Source organism: uncultured Caldilinea sp., assembly GCF_937128415.1.
Lineage (GTDB): Bacteria > Chloroflexota > Anaerolineae > Caldilineales > Caldilineaceae > Caldilinea.
In genome coordinates this window covers 1-16,298 of sequence record NZ_CAKZMJ010000004.1, presented here as the reverse complement: position 1 = coordinate 16,298, position 16,298 = coordinate 1, and the positions used below count along the sequence as shown (strand labels likewise).

The following is a 16,298-nucleotide window of genomic DNA, read 5'->3' as shown; positions in this document are numbered from 1 at the left end:
GGGTTGGCCATCGCCGACCCGGCCATGCGCCGGAACTTCTTCGAGCGCGTGCCCCTGAATCGCGCCATCCTGGCCGCGCACGACGCATTGGTGCCGACGCTGCGCCGCATGACCGTGGCCCTCGCCCGCCGCGATGCGCCCTTTGGCCGCGCGCTGACCGAGGCCGAGCGCGTAACGATCCAATGGACGCTGCACGCGCCCGAAGACGACGCCATCCGCAGCAAGACCGTGCGGCGGCGACATCGCCTGCGACGGCTCCTGGCCGAGGCCGAAGCGCAGAACGCCGCGCCCACCGACGACGACCTGGCTCGCGCCCTGGGCGTCAGCCGCTACACCATCCTGCGCGACATGGCGGCGTTGGCGCAGAGCGGACACCTCCTACGCACGCGACGGCGCAAGACTACGTAGGGACAGCCTCTGGGCTTCCCGCTTTTGTCACAATAGTTTCGCTTCCTTCTCGCCCTTCTCCCCCTTTTCTGCCTTTGATTTTGCCACAATAGTATCTTGTTCCACGCACCCTCATGAGAAGGCAACGAAAGCGATGGGTTACCATCGCCTGCGATGCGTGAGAAGACATTCACTTTCGTTCTCAAGGTGCGCTTGCTCCTGCCAGACCAGCCTTCAGAAGGCGAGGTGCTTTTGCGCGGGGCGGTGCAGCCGGTCGGTCCGGACGAGGTGCGCTACTTTGAATCTTGGGAAGGCTTGATCGCCATCCTCCGGGAAAAGGTTGCGGCGGCCAGGTCGGATAGTCAAGCATCGTGACCATTGGGAGGTTCAACCATGAAAAACCGAATCCTCCGTCTTCTCGTTGCCCTGTCTATGATTTCGTTGTTCCTTGCGGAGCCGAACAGGCCGCCTGCGTATGCGGCCGGTTATGTTGTTGACACGCTCGATGACACCGTCGCCGGCGACGGGTTCTGCTCGCTGCGCGAAGCCATTCATGAGGCAAACAACGGGGGCGACACCGATTGTCCTGGCTCCCCCAGCCACGCCGACGACATCATCACCTTCAGCGTGAGCGGGACGATCGCGCTCAGCTCCACCCTGCCGGCCATTGCCGGCGCGGTGGGCAAATTGACCATTGATGGCGGCGGGGACGTCACCATCAGCGGCGACACCAACAGCGACAACGCCGGCGATGTACGGGTGATGGTCGTGAACAGCGGCGCCGACCTCGTCCTGCAAGGCGTGACCATCACCTTGGGATATGATGGCGGCTATGGCGGCGGCGTTTACATTCACTCCGACGGCGCGCTGACGGTGAACGGCAGTATCTTCTCTTTCAACAGAGCAGACAATTATGGCGGCGGCGTTTACATTTCGCCTGGCGGCGCGCTGACGGTGAACGACAGCACCTTCTCCAATAACATAGGACTGTTCTATGGCGCTGGGGCTGGCATCTACAACCATGGCGGTGCGCTGACGGTCACGAACAGCATCTTCTCTAAAAACAGCGCAGCCCGCGAAGGCGGCGGCATCGTCAACTTCGCCAGCGGTGCGCTGACGGTGACCGGCAGCACCTTCTCCGAGAACAGCGCCGGCGCTTTCTCCAGCGGCGGCGCCATCCTCAGCAACTCGGCCTATGGCGTCAATGCGGTGATGATCACCAGCAGCACCTTCATCAGCAACAGCGCGCCCTATGCCTCCGGCGGAGGCATTGCCATCATCAATAGCGGCACGCTGACGGTGAGCAACAGCACCTTCTCCGGCAATAGCGCAATATCCGGCGGCGGCATCTATCACTACGAAAGCGCGGTAAATTTGACCGGGAGCACCTTCTCTGGAAACAGCGCAGATTCCGGCGGCGCCATCCGCAACGATGCCGGCACGCTGACGGTGACGCGCAGCACCTTTTCTGACAACAGCGCAAACTCCGGCGGCGGCATCGTCAGCGGCGGCGCGCTGACGGTGGTCAACAGCACCTTCTCCGGCAACAGCGCAACCTGGGCTGGAGGAAGTGGCGGCGGCATCCAGAACAGCGGCGTGATGCTTGTGCTCAACAGCACTTTCTCCGGCAACAGTGCACTCGCCGCAGGTGGCGGCGCCGGAATCGCCACCAGTTCCGGCGGGACGCTCAAAAACACCATCATTGCCAACAGCACGAACGGTGGCGACTGCGTCGGCGGCTTGAGCGGCGATAAAAACCTCATCGAAGACAGCGCGTACGCCTGCGGTCTGACCAACGGCGTAAACGGCAACATCGTCGGCGTGGACCCCAACCTGGGCGACCTGACCGGCTCGCCGGGCTATTTCCCGCTCAACCCAGGCAGCCCGGCCATTGACGCCGGCGACAACGCCACCTGCGCCGCCGCGCCGGTGAACAACGAGTCGCAGAACGGCGTGACGCGCCCGGTGAACGGCGATGGCGACGATTCGGTCATCTGCGACATCGGCGCGCACGAAGCGCCGGCCGCTTCGCCCCCCACACCGACGGCAACCGCAACGCCCACGCACACGCCGACGGTGACGCCACCTGTCCCATCAGGCGGGGACAGTTCTACTTTTCTGCCCGTTATTCTGAGGTGAATCCGAACGCTCGTCGCTAAAGAGAAGCACAGGAGGGTTTGTCTGAATGGATGTTCGGAGGTTTAACAATGAAAACTTCAACCTCTCGTTTTTTATCCGTCCTGCTCCTGATTTTATCCTTTTTCGTGAAGCTAGAGGCAATGCCCGTAGCTGCGATTGGAGAGTCCATCGATTCAGGCGCAAGCCCGGTCGTCTTCCCATGGCAATGGACCGGCCCGCACGGCGGCGTCACCTGCGCGCTGGCCATTGACCCCAACACCCCCACCACCCTGTACGCCGCTTCCAGACACCACATGCTCTTCAAGAGCATCGACGGCGGCGCAAATTGGAGCGGCGTCCATCTTCCTGGCAGCACGGTCGAGCTGACCGCGCTGGCGATCGACCCGCAGACGCCCACGACCATCTACGCCGGCTCCATGGGACGGATCAACAAGAGCACCGATGGAGGTGGAACCTGGAGCTCGGTGAGCCTGCCGTTTGCCTCGGTCAGCGCCATCGTCATTGATCCGCAGACGCCCACCACGGTCTACGCCACCCTGATGAGCGGCGTCTATAAAAGCACCGACGGCGGAACAAACTGGAGCGACTCGAGCACCGGCCTGCCCGGCAGCAGCTCCAGCAGATTCGTTCATGCGCTGGCAATGAATCCCCAAAACCCTAGTACGCTCTACGCCGGCACATTCTCCGGCGTCTACAAGAGCACCGACGGCGGCGCCAAGTGGAGTGCAATCAACACCGGCCTTCCCGCCCTACGGACCATTAATGCGATTGTTGTAAACCCGCAGACGCCGGATGTGCTCTATGCAGCCAGCGACACAGGCCAGATTTTCAAGAGCAGCAATGGCGGCGCCAACTGGAGCACGGTCTATACGCCTTCGGTTGTAGCTCAGGCGAACAGTCTTTACGCGCTGGCAATCGACCCGCAAACCCCTACAACCTTGTATGCGGGCGGTCGCCCTGGCAGCGTCCTCAAGAGCACCGATGGCGGCGCAACCTGGAACCCCACCAACACAGGATTCCCTAACACCATCATCTGCTCGTTGGCGATCGACCCACAAGCATCGGCGACCGTGTACATTGGCACGCATCTGGGCGTATACAAAAGCGCCGACGGCGGCGACGCCTGGAGCGCCAGCAGCCAGGGACTGAATACGCTGGACGTCCGCAGGCTGGCGGTTGACCCGCAGACGCCGACTACACTCTACGCTGCTGCAGAGGGGAGCGGCGTCTTCAAGAGCACCGATGGCGGAGCGAACTGGATCCCTGTCACCTCCGGGCTCAACAATTTGTATCTGTCCTTCAACGCGCTGGTGGTCGCCCCTTCGACGCCGACAACCCTGCACCTGGGCGGCAATGCTGGCGGCGTCTTCAAGAGCACCGACGGCGGAACCACTTGGAGCGCGGTCAACACCGGCTTTCCGAGCGGCGTGCGCATCTATGCGCTGGCTGTTCATCCACAGAACGCCGACATTGTCTACGCAGGGACAAACGTCGGCGGGACGACGGCCAGGGTCTTCAAGACAACCGACGGCGGCGCAAATTGGAGCGACGCGAGCGCGGGGATCACCATCGGCAATGCCGTCACCGCGCTGGCGATTGATCCGCAAGCGCCGGATACGATCTACGCTGCAGCGAGTGGCAGGATGTTCAAGAGCACGGATGGGGCTGCCCATTGGAGCGTGCTCAACAACGGCTTTCCGCTCAGTGGCGGCAGCGGCGTCACGGCGCTGGCGATTGACCCGCAGACGCCGGCCACTCTCTATGCTGCCACAGGCCAAGGCGGTGTTCTCAAGAGCGCCAACGGCGGCGTGAGTTGGAGTGCGGCCAACACGGGCTTGCCAAGCATCCCAGGCATTGGGATTTCCGTGGGCAACATCGCCATCAACCCGCAGACGCCGGATACGCTCTATGCATCCACTTCTGATGGCGTCTATCACACCACAAACGGCGGCGCAAGCTGGAGCGCTCTCAACGATGGCTTAATAGGGCCTGGCGGTGTTCTGTTGGTTTGGGCATTCGCAATCACTCCCCAGGCGCCGGGCGCTGTGTACGCAGGGACCCTCGGCAACGGCGTGTTCGTCCTACGAGCATCCACAGTGACACCCGGTCCCAAAGTCTTTTTGCCGCTGGTGCAACAGGGTCAATAGTTGTTGGCGTCTGGGTTGCGGCGATAGGTCGCCGCTTTTTAGGAGAACATAAAGCCACGAACAGTGATGCCCAGGATATTGACGACGACGGCGAGGGCGCCACTCTGCTGGAGGTGGATCGCGGCGGCGACGGCGCAATAGACCAGACGGTGATGGTGGAGAATCGCCTCATGCGCATCTTCTCGCCCCTGCCCGCGCGGCCATGGCAGGCGCAATCCGTATTGCGCAACACGACAGGCTAGTTGATCTCTACAGACGACGAGAACAACCTCGCACGAACCACCCGTCGGACTGTCGGCGGATGGTTTCGATTTCTTCCAGGGCGCGACTATAATGAAGGACGGACATGAACATCGTTCCGTCCGCCTGGGCGGGCGGTCAGCCGTAGGTTCCACAAATGTGATTGCAATCGCCAATTTTTTATTCTGAACCGACCCACATGATGACCGATTCCATTCATCCACTCTCTCGCATCCGCGCCGTCCTTTTCGACATGGACGGCGTGATTTACGTCGGCAATCGCCCGTTGCCCGGCGTGCAGGAGCTGCTCGACTATCTCGACGCCACCGGCCGGCGCTGGATGCTGGTCACCAACAACGCCGCGCTAACCTCGCAGCAGTTCAGCGACAAGGTGGCGGCGATGGGGCTGCGCGTGCCGCCGGAGCGCATCCTGGGCAGCGCCGAAGCGACGGCAAGCTGGCTGCGCCATCAGGTCGAAAAAGGCTGGCCCGAAGGCAAAGTGATCGTCAACGGGCAGGATGGCCTGCGCGCCGCCCTGACCGCGGCCGGCTTCGAGCTGACAAGCGATCCCTTCGAGGCGGCCTACGCCGTGTCGGGCGCCAACTTCAAGCTCACCTACGACGATCTGGCCAATGTGACGCTGGCGATCCGCAACGGCGCGCGTTTCATCGGCACCAACAGCGACCGCACCTATCCCACCGAACGCGGGCAGGTGCCGGGCGCCGGCGCCATCCTGGCGCTCTTCACCGCGGCCACGGAGCGCGAGCCGATCGTGATCGGCAAGCCCAACGCGCCGATGTTCGAGGAGGCGATGCGTCGGCTGGGCGTGGCGCCGGAGGAGACGATGATGGTGGGCGACCGCTATGAGACGGACATCGTCGGCGCGCTGAAGCTGGGCATGCTGACGGTCGGCGTGCTCACCGGCGTCGACACGCGCGCCACGTTCGAGGCGCAGAGCGCGCCGCCTCACCTGATCGTGGAAGGGTTGCCGGAGCTGCTGGCGCACTTTCAGCGCGCAGACGCAACGCAGGGCGTCCGCGCTGAGCGTTCGTCGCCGTAAAAGGAACGATGCAACAACGCGCGACGTATACCCCGATCGTCCACCGCGTGCGTTCGAGCGCGCTCGTCCGAACCGAAAGCGGCCTGCGTTTGATCGATTTTCCCGAAGAGAGCCGCCAGTACGTCAACGCCCAGGTTGACGACTACTGGACCGGCTGGCGGCGCACCTTTCGCTGGCGCCCGCCCTTGCGCTTCAGCCTGCGCGCACGATTCTCGCAGGAAGCCGATAGCCTGCGCGGCACGGCGGGCTTCGGCTTTTGGAACGATCCGTTTTTGATGACGGGTTGGCGCTGGCCGGCGCTGCCGCGGGTGCTCTGGTTCTTCTTCGCCTCGCCCCCCTCGGACATGGCGTTGACGCTCGACGTTCCCGGCTGGGGCTGGAAGGCGGCGGTCATCGACGCAGGGCGCGCCGCCGGCCTGCGCTGGCTGCCGCTGGCGCCGTTGCTCATACCCGCCATGCGCAGCCGGCGCTCGCATCAGACGCTCTGGCCGCGCATCCAGCGCGACCTGGGCATCGCCGAGGCGCCGATCCCTTTCAGCATGACGGCGTGGCGTCAGTATGAAATCCTGTGGGGCGAGCGTCGCACGAGCTTTTGGGTGGATGGAGAACCCGTTTTGTTGGATGCTCCCTCCCCACGCGGGCCGATGGGGCTGGTGATCTGGATCGACAATCAATACCTGGCGGTGCATCCTTCCGGTCGCTTCCGCCATGGAATTTTGGCGCTGTCGCAGGCGCAGTGGCTGGAGGTCGATGAGGTGAAGATTCAGACGGACGTTGGAGCGTGAACCGCGGTCGGTGCGCCTCGCCTCCTCTTTCTCACGGTTGCGCCGACCGATCTCGCCAGGGAGTGAGCCGCTGTTCGCACCAGACGATGGCGAAGTACGTCGTTGCGCCGGCCAGCGAGAGGATCCAGATCGCCGCAAACATGTAGGGCAGGTTCAGGTTGCTGTAGGCCAGCCACATGATGCGCCCCAGCCCTCCTGAAGCGCCGGTCCATTCGGCGATGACGGCGCCGACCAGCGCGAGGGGTGCAGCCACGCGCAACGCCGCAAAGAGATACGGCAGCGCCGTCCAAAAGCGCAAATGCACGAGCGTCTGCCAGGGCGTGGCGCGGTAGGTGCGCATCAGGTCCACCATTTCGCTTTCGGCGCTCTGCAGGCCGACGATGGCGTTGACCAGCACCGGAAAGAAGGTGAGCAGCGCCGTGATGATCACCTTCGGCGTCACGCCAAAGCCCAGCCAGATGGTGAGCAGGGGCGCAATGGCGGCCAGCGGCGTCGACTTCACGAGAATCGCCAGCGCCATGACCCCGCGCTCCGCGCCAGGACGCAGCGTGACCAGCACCGCCACCGCCAGCGCCACGGTTAACCCCAGGAGCAACCCCGCCAGCGCTTCGCCCAGCGTCACCAAAGTGGCGACGGCGAAATAGCCGGGCTGTGCGGCCAGCGTCTGCGCGATGCGCGAGGGCGCCGGCAGAAGATAGACCGGCGTCGCCGTCATGCGCACGCCGATTTCCCACAGCAAAAAGGCGAACAGCACGGTCAGCGCAGCGGTGCGCGCGCCCTTATCGTTCCTCAGCGCGCCCGACATCGGTCAACATCCCCTGCCACCCGCGCAACGACTGCGGCGCAATCCAAAATGAACGTTCGACCTGCGGCGCCAACAACGACGCTGCGCTGCGCCCCAGATAGCGCCGGCTGAGGCGCGTCAGAAGTTCTTTCAGACGCGGGTCGTCGCCTTGAAAGGCGGGCTGCGCCGGCCCTCGCGCCAATACGCGCCGCAGCGGCGGCCACGGCTCGTCGATCGTCAGCGACACCTGCGGATTTTCCAGCACATACTCCGCCCAGCGTGAGCCGCGCCACGCCGGGATGTGAAACATGCGCCGGCCTTCGTCCCACTCATACCAGACGGGAACCACATGCGGCTCGCCGTTGCGCCCCACGCAGGCCAGCCGCGCCATCCACGGCGCAGCAAGGACGTCGGCGATCTGCTCCGACGCCAACGGCGCCATGGCCTGCATCTCGACGCCCTCGCCTTCTCGCCAGGGGGCGTACAGCGGCGCGCCCAGGCGGCTCGAGATGCGCGCGGCCAGGCCGGTCAGCAGCGCAAGCAAGGGGCGCGTCTCGCCTGTGCGAGCTTTCCAGCGAAACGCCGGCGCGCTCCAGATCAGGGCGGCGAGCGGTCGCACGCCGTCGCGACAGAGCGGCAGCGCAATGTCGAGCGCATCGTTGCGCTCCCTCATGCAATAGCCGACCGCGCGAACCTCGACGGCGGGCGCTTCCTGCAACACGCGGCCGGCGGCGCTTTCGGGCGACAGCCGCTCCCCTTCCGCAAAGAGACTGCGCACGCCGGCGCCGCCCTCCACCTGGCCAAGCACCTGCGCCTCGCCGGTCGGCAATGGAATCGCCACCGCCAGCGTCTCCTCAAGGCGCGCCTGTGCGGCCTCCTGATAGAAAGCGGTGAGGAGATCGGCGTTGCGCAGGCGCGGCGACGCCGTGCGCCACGCCTGCAGCCGCGGCCCGGCGTAATAGCGGCCGCCTCGCTCCCTCTGAGCAACGTAGCCGAGCTGCTTGAGCGCAGCGAGGAGGGTGAAGAGGGTGCTGCGCGGGCTGTCCACCGTCGCCAGCATCTCCTGGAGCGTCAACCCTTGCGGATGCGCCAGCAGGCTTTCCAACACCTCGATGGTGCGTCGAACGGAAGGCGTAAGTGAACTGTCGCTCATTGCATCGTCCAAAATAAAAGACTTTCATCCATTATTTCGGACGAAGCACATTGTTGTCAATTTCAGATTCCGGTGGATAGGTTTACAAAGTCGCTTGCTTCAAGTACCATATCGACTATGAGCGATCACCCGTTGACGACGCTGCCGCAAGGGTATCGAGGGCAGCCGCCTGAGCAGCCGTTGCGACAGTTGGGGCCGTATCAGATCGAAAAGACGCTCGGACAGGGCGCCGCGGCAACCGTCTATCAGGCGAGGCGGGCGGACGGCGCGAGCGTGGCGCTAAAGGTGTTGCATCGCGCTGCGGGCAATGACGCGGCGCTGCGCGAGGCGTTTCAGCGCGAGGCCCGCATTTTGCTCAAGCTCAACCATCCGGGGATCGTGCGTGCGTTGGAGGCCGGTCAGATCGACGGCCATTTTTACATGGCGCTCACGCTGGTGAACGGCGAAACGCTCGAGGCGCTGTTGACGCGGCAGAAGAAACTGGGCGAAGCGCCGACCATCGACATCGGCGTTCAGGTCGCCAATGCGCTGGATTATCTGCACCGTCGTCAGATCGTGCATCGCGACGTCAAACCCGGCAACATCTTGCTCGACGAACGCAGCCGCGCCATGCTCTTCGACTTCGGCGCCGCCATCGACTTGAGCGTCGAGCAGCCAAAGCCGGGGGAAGTGTACGGCACGCCCGCCTTTCTGGCTCCCGAACAGGCGCGCGGAGACGCCACCATCGACGGCCGCGCCGACATTTACGCGCTCGGCGTCACGCTCTATCGCATGGTCACCGGACGCAAGCCTTTCTATGGCACGCGCAGCGAAGTGCTGCATGCGCATCTGTACACTCCACCGCCGCGGCCTTCGCAGTTCACCTACATCTCGCCTGCCCTGGAAAACGTCATCCTGATTGCGCTGGCCAAAAATCCTGCAGATCGCTTTCAAACCGGCGCAGAGATGGCGTCTGCCCTGCTGGAGGCGCGCAATCAGGCCGACGAGGCTTCCGCCGGCAATCGCGAGATTTCCCAGCGCTTCCTGCACTGGCTACGCAACGCCATTGCGCCGGGCGAGTAGAATCGAACCCGTCATGCACGCCGAGAAGATGCTGTTATCGGGGCCGAAGTTCAAAGCTAACCCCTATCCAACCTACGCCTGGCTGCGCGAAAACGCGCCGGTGCACTGCCGGGTCAGCCGGGATGGCGCGGCGCGCATGTGGTTTCTCACGCGCTACGAAGACGTCGCCGCCGCGCTGCGCGACGCCGAGCGCTTCGTCAAGGATGTGCGCACGGCGATGACGCCGGAGGAGCGCGCGCGTGCGCCGGAGCCGCCCCCGCTCTATCGGCTGCTCACGCACCACATGCTCAACGCCGACGGCGCCACGCACGCCCGCCTGCGCGGCCTCGTCAACCAAGCCTTCAGCGCCCGTCAGGTGGAGACGCTGGCGCCCCGACTGCGCGAGATCGCGGAGGATCTGATGGCGGGCGTCGTCGGGCGAGGGCGCATGGATTACGTCCATGACTTTGCGCTGCCCTTTTCCATCGCCGTCATCGCCGAGCTGCTGGGCGTGCCCGAGCGCGACCACAGCCGTTTTCGCGCCTGGTCGCACATCTTGATGGCGCCTTCGAGCGACAACGCGCGCAACGTGCGCAAGACGGAGCGTCTGCAGCGGGTGATGGTCGATTTCGTGCGCTATCTCGAGGAGCTGTGCGCCGAACGTCGCCGCGCGCCTCGGGCCGACCTGATCACCCGCCTGCTCGAAGCCGAGGAGGCGGGCGACCGCCTCAGCACCGAGGAGCTGTACAGCATGGTGCTTCTGCTCACGATCGTGGGCCACGAGACCTCGGTCTATCTGCTTGCCAACCAGACGCTCACGCTGCTCACCCATCCGGCTGTGCTCGAGGCGATCCGCAGCGACCGCAGCCTGATTGCGCCCGCCATCGAGGAGGCGATCCGCTTCGATGGGCCGGTGGAACGCGCCACCATGCGCTTCGCCGCCGAAGACATCTGTTTGCACGGCCAGACGATCCGCCGCGGGGACGCGGTCAGCCTGGTGTTGGCGTCGGCGCATCGCGACGAACGCGTCTATCGAGAGCCGGAGCGCTATGATCTGGCGCGCGGCGGCCCGCGACACCTCGGCTTCGGTCTCGGCGCGCACTATTGCCTCGGCGCTCCGCTGGCGCGGCTCGAAGCGCGCGTGGCCCTCGAAACGCTGTTGGAGCGGCTGCCCGATGTGCAACTGGCCATTCCCTACGAAGCGCTGCGCTGGCAGACCAATCCGATCGTGCGGGGCCCCAAAACGCTCCCATTGCGATGGCGGCTTCCGGCCATGCAACTTTGAGCCGTCCTGTATAGCAGCGCCCTTCACTTTCGAGCGATCGATTTGTCCGTGATATACTAATGTATATGTACGAGGAGCAGACCGCCTCAACCGTTCCCTTGCTAGAAAGTCGCTCCAGTCGCCTCCTCTGGCGTCTGATCGAGGCGTCGCCTGTCGCGGTGGCGGCAAGTTCTCAAGACGGCGAGATTCTCTACGTCAACCAAAAACTGGCCGACCTCTTCGATTACGAGGTCAACGAGCTGATCGGGCAAGAGATCGAGCTCTTGATGCCGGAGCGCTATCGCGCCGATCATCGCATCTATCGTGCGATCTTTGCAGAAAATCCCCGCACCCGGCCCATGGGATCGGGGCTGGACCTGGTCGGGCGTCGCCGCGACGGCAGCGAATTCCCCATTGAAGTCGGCCTGAGCTACTACCGCACACCGGACGGGCTGATCATCTTAAGCGCCGTGACGGACATCACGCGGCGCAAACAGACGGAGGAGCTGCTCGAGCGTCGCGTCGAGGAGCGCACGCGGGAGATCGAACGGCGCCGCCGCGTCGCCGACAGCCTGCGCGACATCTTGCGCGTGCTCAACTCCAACCGCCCCCTTCAGGAAATTCTCGATTTTATTGTCGCCCAGGCGCGTGAGCTGTTGCACGCCGACGCCAGCGCCATTTACCAGCTTCACGACGAAGACAAGCCCCTGCGCTTCCAGGCGGGCGTCGGCATTGCGCCGGAGCATTTCAGCGCAGCCTATGACGGCAAAGGGTCGAATCTGCTCGCCGTGCAGCGTTGGGAGGAGAGCAACGATGTGCGTGAGGTGATCCTCAACCACAGCGAGCGCGCGACGCCTCTCTTCCATACGGACGATGGCGGGTATTGCGCCCAGCTGGCTGTGCCGCTCAAACTCAAGGACGAAATCTACGGCGGTTTGATGCTTTATTACCGCGAGCCGCGGCGCTTTTCTCCAGAGGAGATTGAGCTAGCGGTGATGTTCGGCGACCAGGCGGCGCTGGCGATCGAGAATGCGCGGCTGCGCGTCCAGGCCGAACAGGCGGCGGTGGCGGCCGAACGCAACCGCATCGCCCGAGACATGCACGACTCCGTCACGCAGACGCTCTTTTCGGCGAGCCTGATCGCCGAAGTGCTGCCGCGGCTGATGCAGCGCCAGCCGGAGGAGAGCCTGCGCAGGCTGGAGGAGCTGCGCCAGTTGACGCGCAGCGCCCTGGCTGAAATGCGCACCCTGTTGCTGGAATTGCGCCCTGCGACGCTGATGGAGGTGAGCATCGAGGAGCTGCTGCGCCAGCTGACGGAAGCCGCCCGCGGCCGCGCGCGCATTCCCATCGAGCTGCGCATGGTCAGCGACGGCGAGCTGCCGCCGGAGGTCAAGGTGGCCTGCTATTACGTGGCGCAGGAGGCGCTGAACAACGTCGCCAAACATGCCCGCGCACAGCGCGCCGAAGTCTCTTTCACCGGCAGCCTGGAGCAGGCGCATCTGTGCATTCGCGACGATGGACAAGGCTTCGATCTGTGCGCGGTGACGCCGGAGCACATGGGGTTGGCGATCATGCGCGAGCGCGCAGAGTCCATCGGCGCAACGTTGACCATCGAAAGTGCGCCGGGAGCGGGAACGAGCGTAACGCTTTTGTGGAGCAAAGCTGACAAGCTGTCCGTGCAATGAAGCTGTCCGTATGATGTACAGAGCCTCACATTCCACCTCATCCAACTCACAGAACTCACCGATCCGGGTGATGGTCGTCGACGACCACGCCGTGGTGCGCGGCGGTCTGGCCGCATTTCTGCTCGCCTACGATGACCTGGAGCTGGTCGGCGAGGCGGCCAACGGCGTCGAGGCGCTGGCGATGGCCGAACGCCGCCGGCCGGACGTCGTCTTGATGGACCTGGTCATGCCGGAAATGGACGGCGCCACCGCCACGCGATTGTTGCGCGAGCGTCACCCGGAGATTCAGGTGATCGTGCTGACCAGCTTCAAGGAAGAGGATATGGTGCAGGGCGCGCTGGCCGCCGGCGCCATCGGCTATCTGCTCAAAAATGTCTCCGCCGACGAGCTGGTGAACGCCATTCGCGCTGCGCGCATGGGGCGTCCGACGCTGGCGCCGGAGGCGACCCAGGTCTTGATCCACAGCGCCACCCATCCCAAACATCCGCCCCTAGGCCATGACCTCACCGAGCGGGAGCGCGACGTGCTCGCCCTGATGGTGACCGGTTTGAACAACAACGAGATCGCCGAAAAGCTGGTCGTGAGTCGCTCGACGGTGAAATATCACGTCAGCAACATTCTCTCGAAACTCCAGGCCGCCTCGCGCACCGAAGCCGTCGCCTACGCCTTGCAACAAAAGCTAGTCGACTTTCCTGCGGATCGGACGTCGAGCGGAGGCCTGTGATTTTGCAGGAATCTTGGAATTTTCTGGGAAAAGGGGGCAGGATACGGCCGCGGCGATCTAAGGCTTGATAAGCGAAGTTGAATCGAAAACTTTAAGCACGTAAACTCCTTCGTTCACCCCAACTATCGCTTTATTTTCACCTTCACCGCACGGATATCGCCTAAATTTCAGCAAAATCAGGCGGAGCAACGCCAAAAAATCATGCTATGATCGTCCTCGCTTATGAGGACAGGATTTGTGATTTGGCGTCGGTTTCTATTCAGCAGTTGGGTTTCCTTTAGCGGGCGACGACTTTACACACCTAAGGTGGAAGCGCACACGGCGGATCAGCCGCCGGTGCGCGCAGGCAGCGCCCTCCCTCTTTTCGCCGCATATCCCAGGAGCGACAAGTGACACAAGCTTTGTTGGAGCATCCGCTGCGCCAGACCTTTGCGCGCATCAGCCAGGTGAATCGCTACATCCAGGCGCGGCTCGGCGACGCCGACGAGGCCGGCTGGATTGCGCCGACCGACCTGTTTGCGCCAGGCTCCATTTCGTTGCAGAGAATGGTCGACGTCGCACAGAGGCGCCTGCGCACAGAAGCGGGAAATATCATCGCTGGTGCAGTGCTGCAGGAGTATCAATGGCCGCTCCTCTCCAGCGCCATCGCCAGCTTTCTGGTGGAGCGTCGCGTGCCGGACATGAGTCCGGAAAATGTGCGACTTTGGCTCCCTTCGGAAGCAAGCAAGGCGCAAGGGGTGCACGAGTCGATCGTCTATTGCTGTGGCCGATTCGCCGTCTTACCGGACGATCCGGCGGCGGATCATCCCGACGCTTGGATTGTTTCAGACCTTGATGCACTCCGCTTCCATCTGCGCACCAGCATTGAAGCACATATGGGGTGGGTGATCCGGCGATTGAGTCAATCTTTGCGCTGCAGCGAGCGGGGGCTTTGGCTCTATGTGACCGACCGCTGCGGCGGCGCGCTTTGCTGGCTGATGCAACAACAGGACAGAAGCATCGGGTTGTCTCGTATTGAAGAAGAGTTTCAGGCGTTGCTGCAGACTCCCGGTTCCCCCTTAAACAACAAAAAGGTGGGGTTGTTTGAGCTGAGCTACCGGGAGTGCACGCGCATTTTTCTCAATCGGGCAACTTGCTGTTTCTGGTACAAAACGGAAGGCGGAGATTATTGCGCCAATTGCCCACATCGCCCCCCATCCGAGCGCCGCGAGCGTCTTCTCCAATCCATGGCGGCAGAGTGTGAAAAGAAAGCGTAACATGCACGCCCGGCAGACCAATGAACCTCCGGATGATTCATATCACTTTACACTTGTGCTCAAGAAATTCAATGAATCAAAAAAAGATCTGTCAAGGAATTACAGAACGGAGATGCTTTTCATGAATGGATTAACGAAATGTCTGAACTGGGGATGGTTGTTGATTGCGCTTCTAATAATAATAAGCGCCTGCACAGCACCCCCCACAACACCTGACAGTTCCTCAATCTCTTCTGAGTCAAGCGTCGATGTGGCCGGATTGCGCATCATTCAGCACGCCATGGGGGAAACCGAAGTTGCGTGCACCCCGCAACGCATCGTCACGCTGGGTCAGGACGCCACCGACGCCGTCCTCGCTTTGGACGTGACGCCGGTCGGCGCCGTCGATCCATGGGGGGGGCGCTGGTACGCCTATTTGGGCGATCGGATGGCGAACGTCGTTTCGTTGGGCATGGAAACCGAACCCAACCTGGAGACCATCGTCTCCCTGCGCCCCGATCTGATCCTGGGCAGTCGGCTGCGGCACGAAGCAATTTACGAGCAGCTCCGGCAGATTGCACCCACCATTTTCGCCGAAACCATCGGTCGAACGTGGAAGGAGAATTTCCAACTGTACGCTCAGGCGCTTTGCAGCGAAACAGAGGGCGAGCGCATTATCGCCGCCTGGAATGACCGCATTGCAGATTTTCAGGCCCAAATGGGCGAACGTCTGAAGACAGAGGTTTCCTTGATCCGCTTCCGCGCGGATGAGGTGCGCATTTACACCACCGGCTTCCCCGGCTCTGTGCTTCGAGAGGCAGGGTTGTCTCGTCCTGAAAGTCAGCAGGTGGACGATTGGGAGACCGCCCCACAGGTGCTGGTTCTCAACAAAGAGCAAATCCCCATGATGGATGGCGACGTTCTTTTCTATATGGTCTCTAACTGGGGAGACGATCAGGGCAGCCAGATTATGGAGGAATGGACCGGTCACCCACTCTGGAAAACGCTGAAGGCGGTGCAAAACAACGCCGTTCATCCGGTCAATGAAGAGCATTGGAACTTGGGTGGCGGCGTCCTGGCGGCCAACCGCATGTTGGATGACCTGTATCATTTCTTCCTGCCCGAAGCGCAATCTTCAACGGCTCAATTCTCAGAGACAGGAGGCGACGCTGTCTTTCCAGCCGTTACTGAGCATAAATTCGGCTACATCGAAATCCCCGCGCCTCCAGAACGGGTGATGACGCCAGGGTGCAATGAACAAGACGTGGCGCTGGCCTTGGGCGTCAAGCCGCGGCCGTGCGTGAGTGGTTTGGCAGTCCAACCAATGGATAAAGTTTGAAAGAACTGAAATCGCCTTTGTTGTGATTTGCAGATCGACGATGAAGCTAGCAGAACTGAAGGCGCTTGCAGGAGAGGAATTTGGCCGTGCCTTTGAGCAGGCGCAGGCGCGCAATGACCGGTTGCCTCCCCCGCCGACGCCTGGCGGCGAATGCCTGGCGGCCTTTGGGAAAAAATTGCAATGGCGAACCGGAAATGCAGCAGCAAGGGCGGCAGCGCAACGGCTCTGTCCACAGAAACTGGCCGAGCATGCGTTGCGAGCCGACTTAGCTGCAATGTGGGCGCTGTTCTATATCAACGAAAAATTCCGCAACCG

The 16,298-nt window shown here is 62.8% G+C and carries 15 protein-coding genes and 1 pseudogene; 13 read left to right on the top strand and 3 right to left on the bottom strand.

The window, feature by feature from the left end:
- The 4 genes from Q0367_RS00350 to Q0367_RS00335 form a co-directional block, all read left to right on the top strand.
- The coding region (locus Q0367_RS00350) for a DUF1670 domain-containing protein (RefSeq protein ID WP_298980561.1) at positions 1-408 on the top strand (408 nt) is incomplete at its 5' end.
- Positions 409-561: 153 nt separating this feature from the next.
- Positions 562-762 (top strand): hypothetical protein, encoded by a 201-nt coding sequence (locus tag Q0367_RS00345; RefSeq protein ID WP_298980559.1) that lies wholly within the window; start codon positions 562-564, stop codon positions 760-762.
- A gap of 57 nt (positions 763-819) precedes the next feature.
- Positions 820-2,526 (top strand): right-handed parallel beta-helix repeat-containing protein, encoded by a 1,707-nt coding sequence (locus Q0367_RS00340; protein WP_298980558.1) that lies wholly within the window; start codon positions 820-822, stop codon positions 2,524-2,526.
- 140 nt (positions 2,527-2,666) lie between these two features.
- Positions 2,667-4,673, top strand: coding sequence for a YCF48-related protein (locus Q0367_RS00335; RefSeq protein WP_298980557.1), 2,007 nt, complete (start codon positions 2,667-2,669; stop codon positions 4,671-4,673).
- A 38-nt stretch (positions 4,674-4,711) separates the two neighbouring features.
- Here Q0367_RS00335 and Q0367_RS00330 read toward each other — a convergent pair whose 3' ends face one another.
- On the bottom strand, positions 4,712-4,888 hold the full coding sequence (locus Q0367_RS00330; RefSeq protein WP_298980555.1) for a hypothetical protein: 177 nt from the start codon (positions 4,886-4,888) through the stop codon (positions 4,712-4,714).
- Positions 4,889-5,112: 224 nt separating this feature from the next.
- On the opposite strand from Q0367_RS00330, the gene Q0367_RS00325 reads away from it, so the two are divergent.
- Both Q0367_RS00325 and Q0367_RS00320 read left to right on the top strand, forming a co-directional pair.
- Positions 5,113-5,973 (top strand): HAD-IIA family hydrolase, encoded by an 861-nt coding sequence (locus Q0367_RS00325; protein WP_298980554.1) that lies wholly within the window; start codon positions 5,113-5,115, stop codon positions 5,971-5,973.
- A gap of 8 nt (positions 5,974-5,981) precedes the next feature.
- Positions 5,982-6,758 (top strand): hypothetical protein, encoded by a 777-nt coding sequence (locus tag Q0367_RS00320; protein ID WP_298980553.1) that lies wholly within the window; start codon positions 5,982-5,984, stop codon positions 6,756-6,758.
- Positions 6,759-6,789: 31 nt separating this feature from the next.
- Here the strand turns inward: Q0367_RS00320 and Q0367_RS00315 are convergent, their stop codons facing one another.
- Both Q0367_RS00315 and Q0367_RS00310 read right to left on the bottom strand, forming a co-directional pair.
- Positions 6,790-7,563, bottom strand: coding sequence for an ABC transporter permease (locus tag Q0367_RS00315; RefSeq protein ID WP_297637617.1), 774 nt, complete (start codon positions 7,561-7,563; stop codon positions 6,790-6,792).
- Positions 7,538-8,695 carry a pyridoxamine 5'-phosphate oxidase family protein gene (locus Q0367_RS00310; protein WP_298980552.1) on the bottom strand — a complete coding sequence of 386 codons (1,158 nt, stop codon included), beginning with the start codon at positions 8,693-8,695 and terminating at the stop codon, positions 7,538-7,540. The genes Q0367_RS00315 and Q0367_RS00310 overlap by 26 nt, the downstream gene beginning before the upstream one ends.
- 117 nt (positions 8,696-8,812) lie before the next feature.
- On the opposite strand from Q0367_RS00310, the gene Q0367_RS00305 reads away from it, so the two are divergent.
- From Q0367_RS00305 to Q0367_RS00275, 7 genes and pseudogenes are all read left to right on the top strand, one after another.
- Positions 8,813-9,757 (top strand): serine/threonine-protein kinase, encoded by a 945-nt coding sequence (locus tag Q0367_RS00305; RefSeq protein ID WP_298980551.1) that lies wholly within the window; start codon positions 8,813-8,815, stop codon positions 9,755-9,757.
- A gap of 13 nt (positions 9,758-9,770) precedes the next feature.
- Positions 9,771-11,021 carry a cytochrome P450 gene (locus Q0367_RS00300; RefSeq protein ID WP_298980550.1) on the top strand — a complete coding sequence of 417 codons (1,251 nt, stop codon included), beginning with the start codon at positions 9,771-9,773 and terminating at the stop codon, positions 11,019-11,021.
- A 59-nt stretch (positions 11,022-11,080) separates the two neighbouring features.
- Positions 11,081-12,685 carry a histidine kinase gene (locus Q0367_RS00295; protein ID WP_298980548.1) on the top strand — a complete coding sequence of 535 codons (1,605 nt, stop codon included), beginning with the start codon at positions 11,081-11,083 and terminating at the stop codon, positions 12,683-12,685.
- Positions 12,686-12,695: 10 nt separating this feature from the next.
- Positions 12,696-13,409: a response regulator transcription factor gene (locus Q0367_RS00290; RefSeq protein WP_298980546.1), complete on the top strand. Its 714-nt coding sequence runs from the start codon at positions 12,696-12,698 to the stop codon at positions 13,407-13,409.
- A 389-nt stretch (positions 13,410-13,798) separates the two neighbouring features.
- Positions 13,799-14,665 (top strand): (2Fe-2S)-binding protein, encoded by an 867-nt coding sequence (locus Q0367_RS00285; RefSeq protein ID WP_298980544.1) that lies wholly within the window; start codon positions 13,799-13,801, stop codon positions 14,663-14,665.
- A gap of 250 nt (positions 14,666-14,915) precedes the next feature.
- Positions 14,916-15,983 carry an ABC transporter substrate-binding protein gene (locus tag Q0367_RS00280; RefSeq protein ID WP_298980543.1) on the top strand — a complete coding sequence of 356 codons (1,068 nt, stop codon included), beginning with the start codon at positions 14,916-14,918 and terminating at the stop codon, positions 15,981-15,983.
- Positions 15,949-16,298 (top strand): annotated as a pseudogene (locus Q0367_RS00275) (hypothetical protein); the annotation flags it as partial. The gene Q0367_RS00280 and the pseudogene Q0367_RS00275, both read left to right, overlap by 35 nt.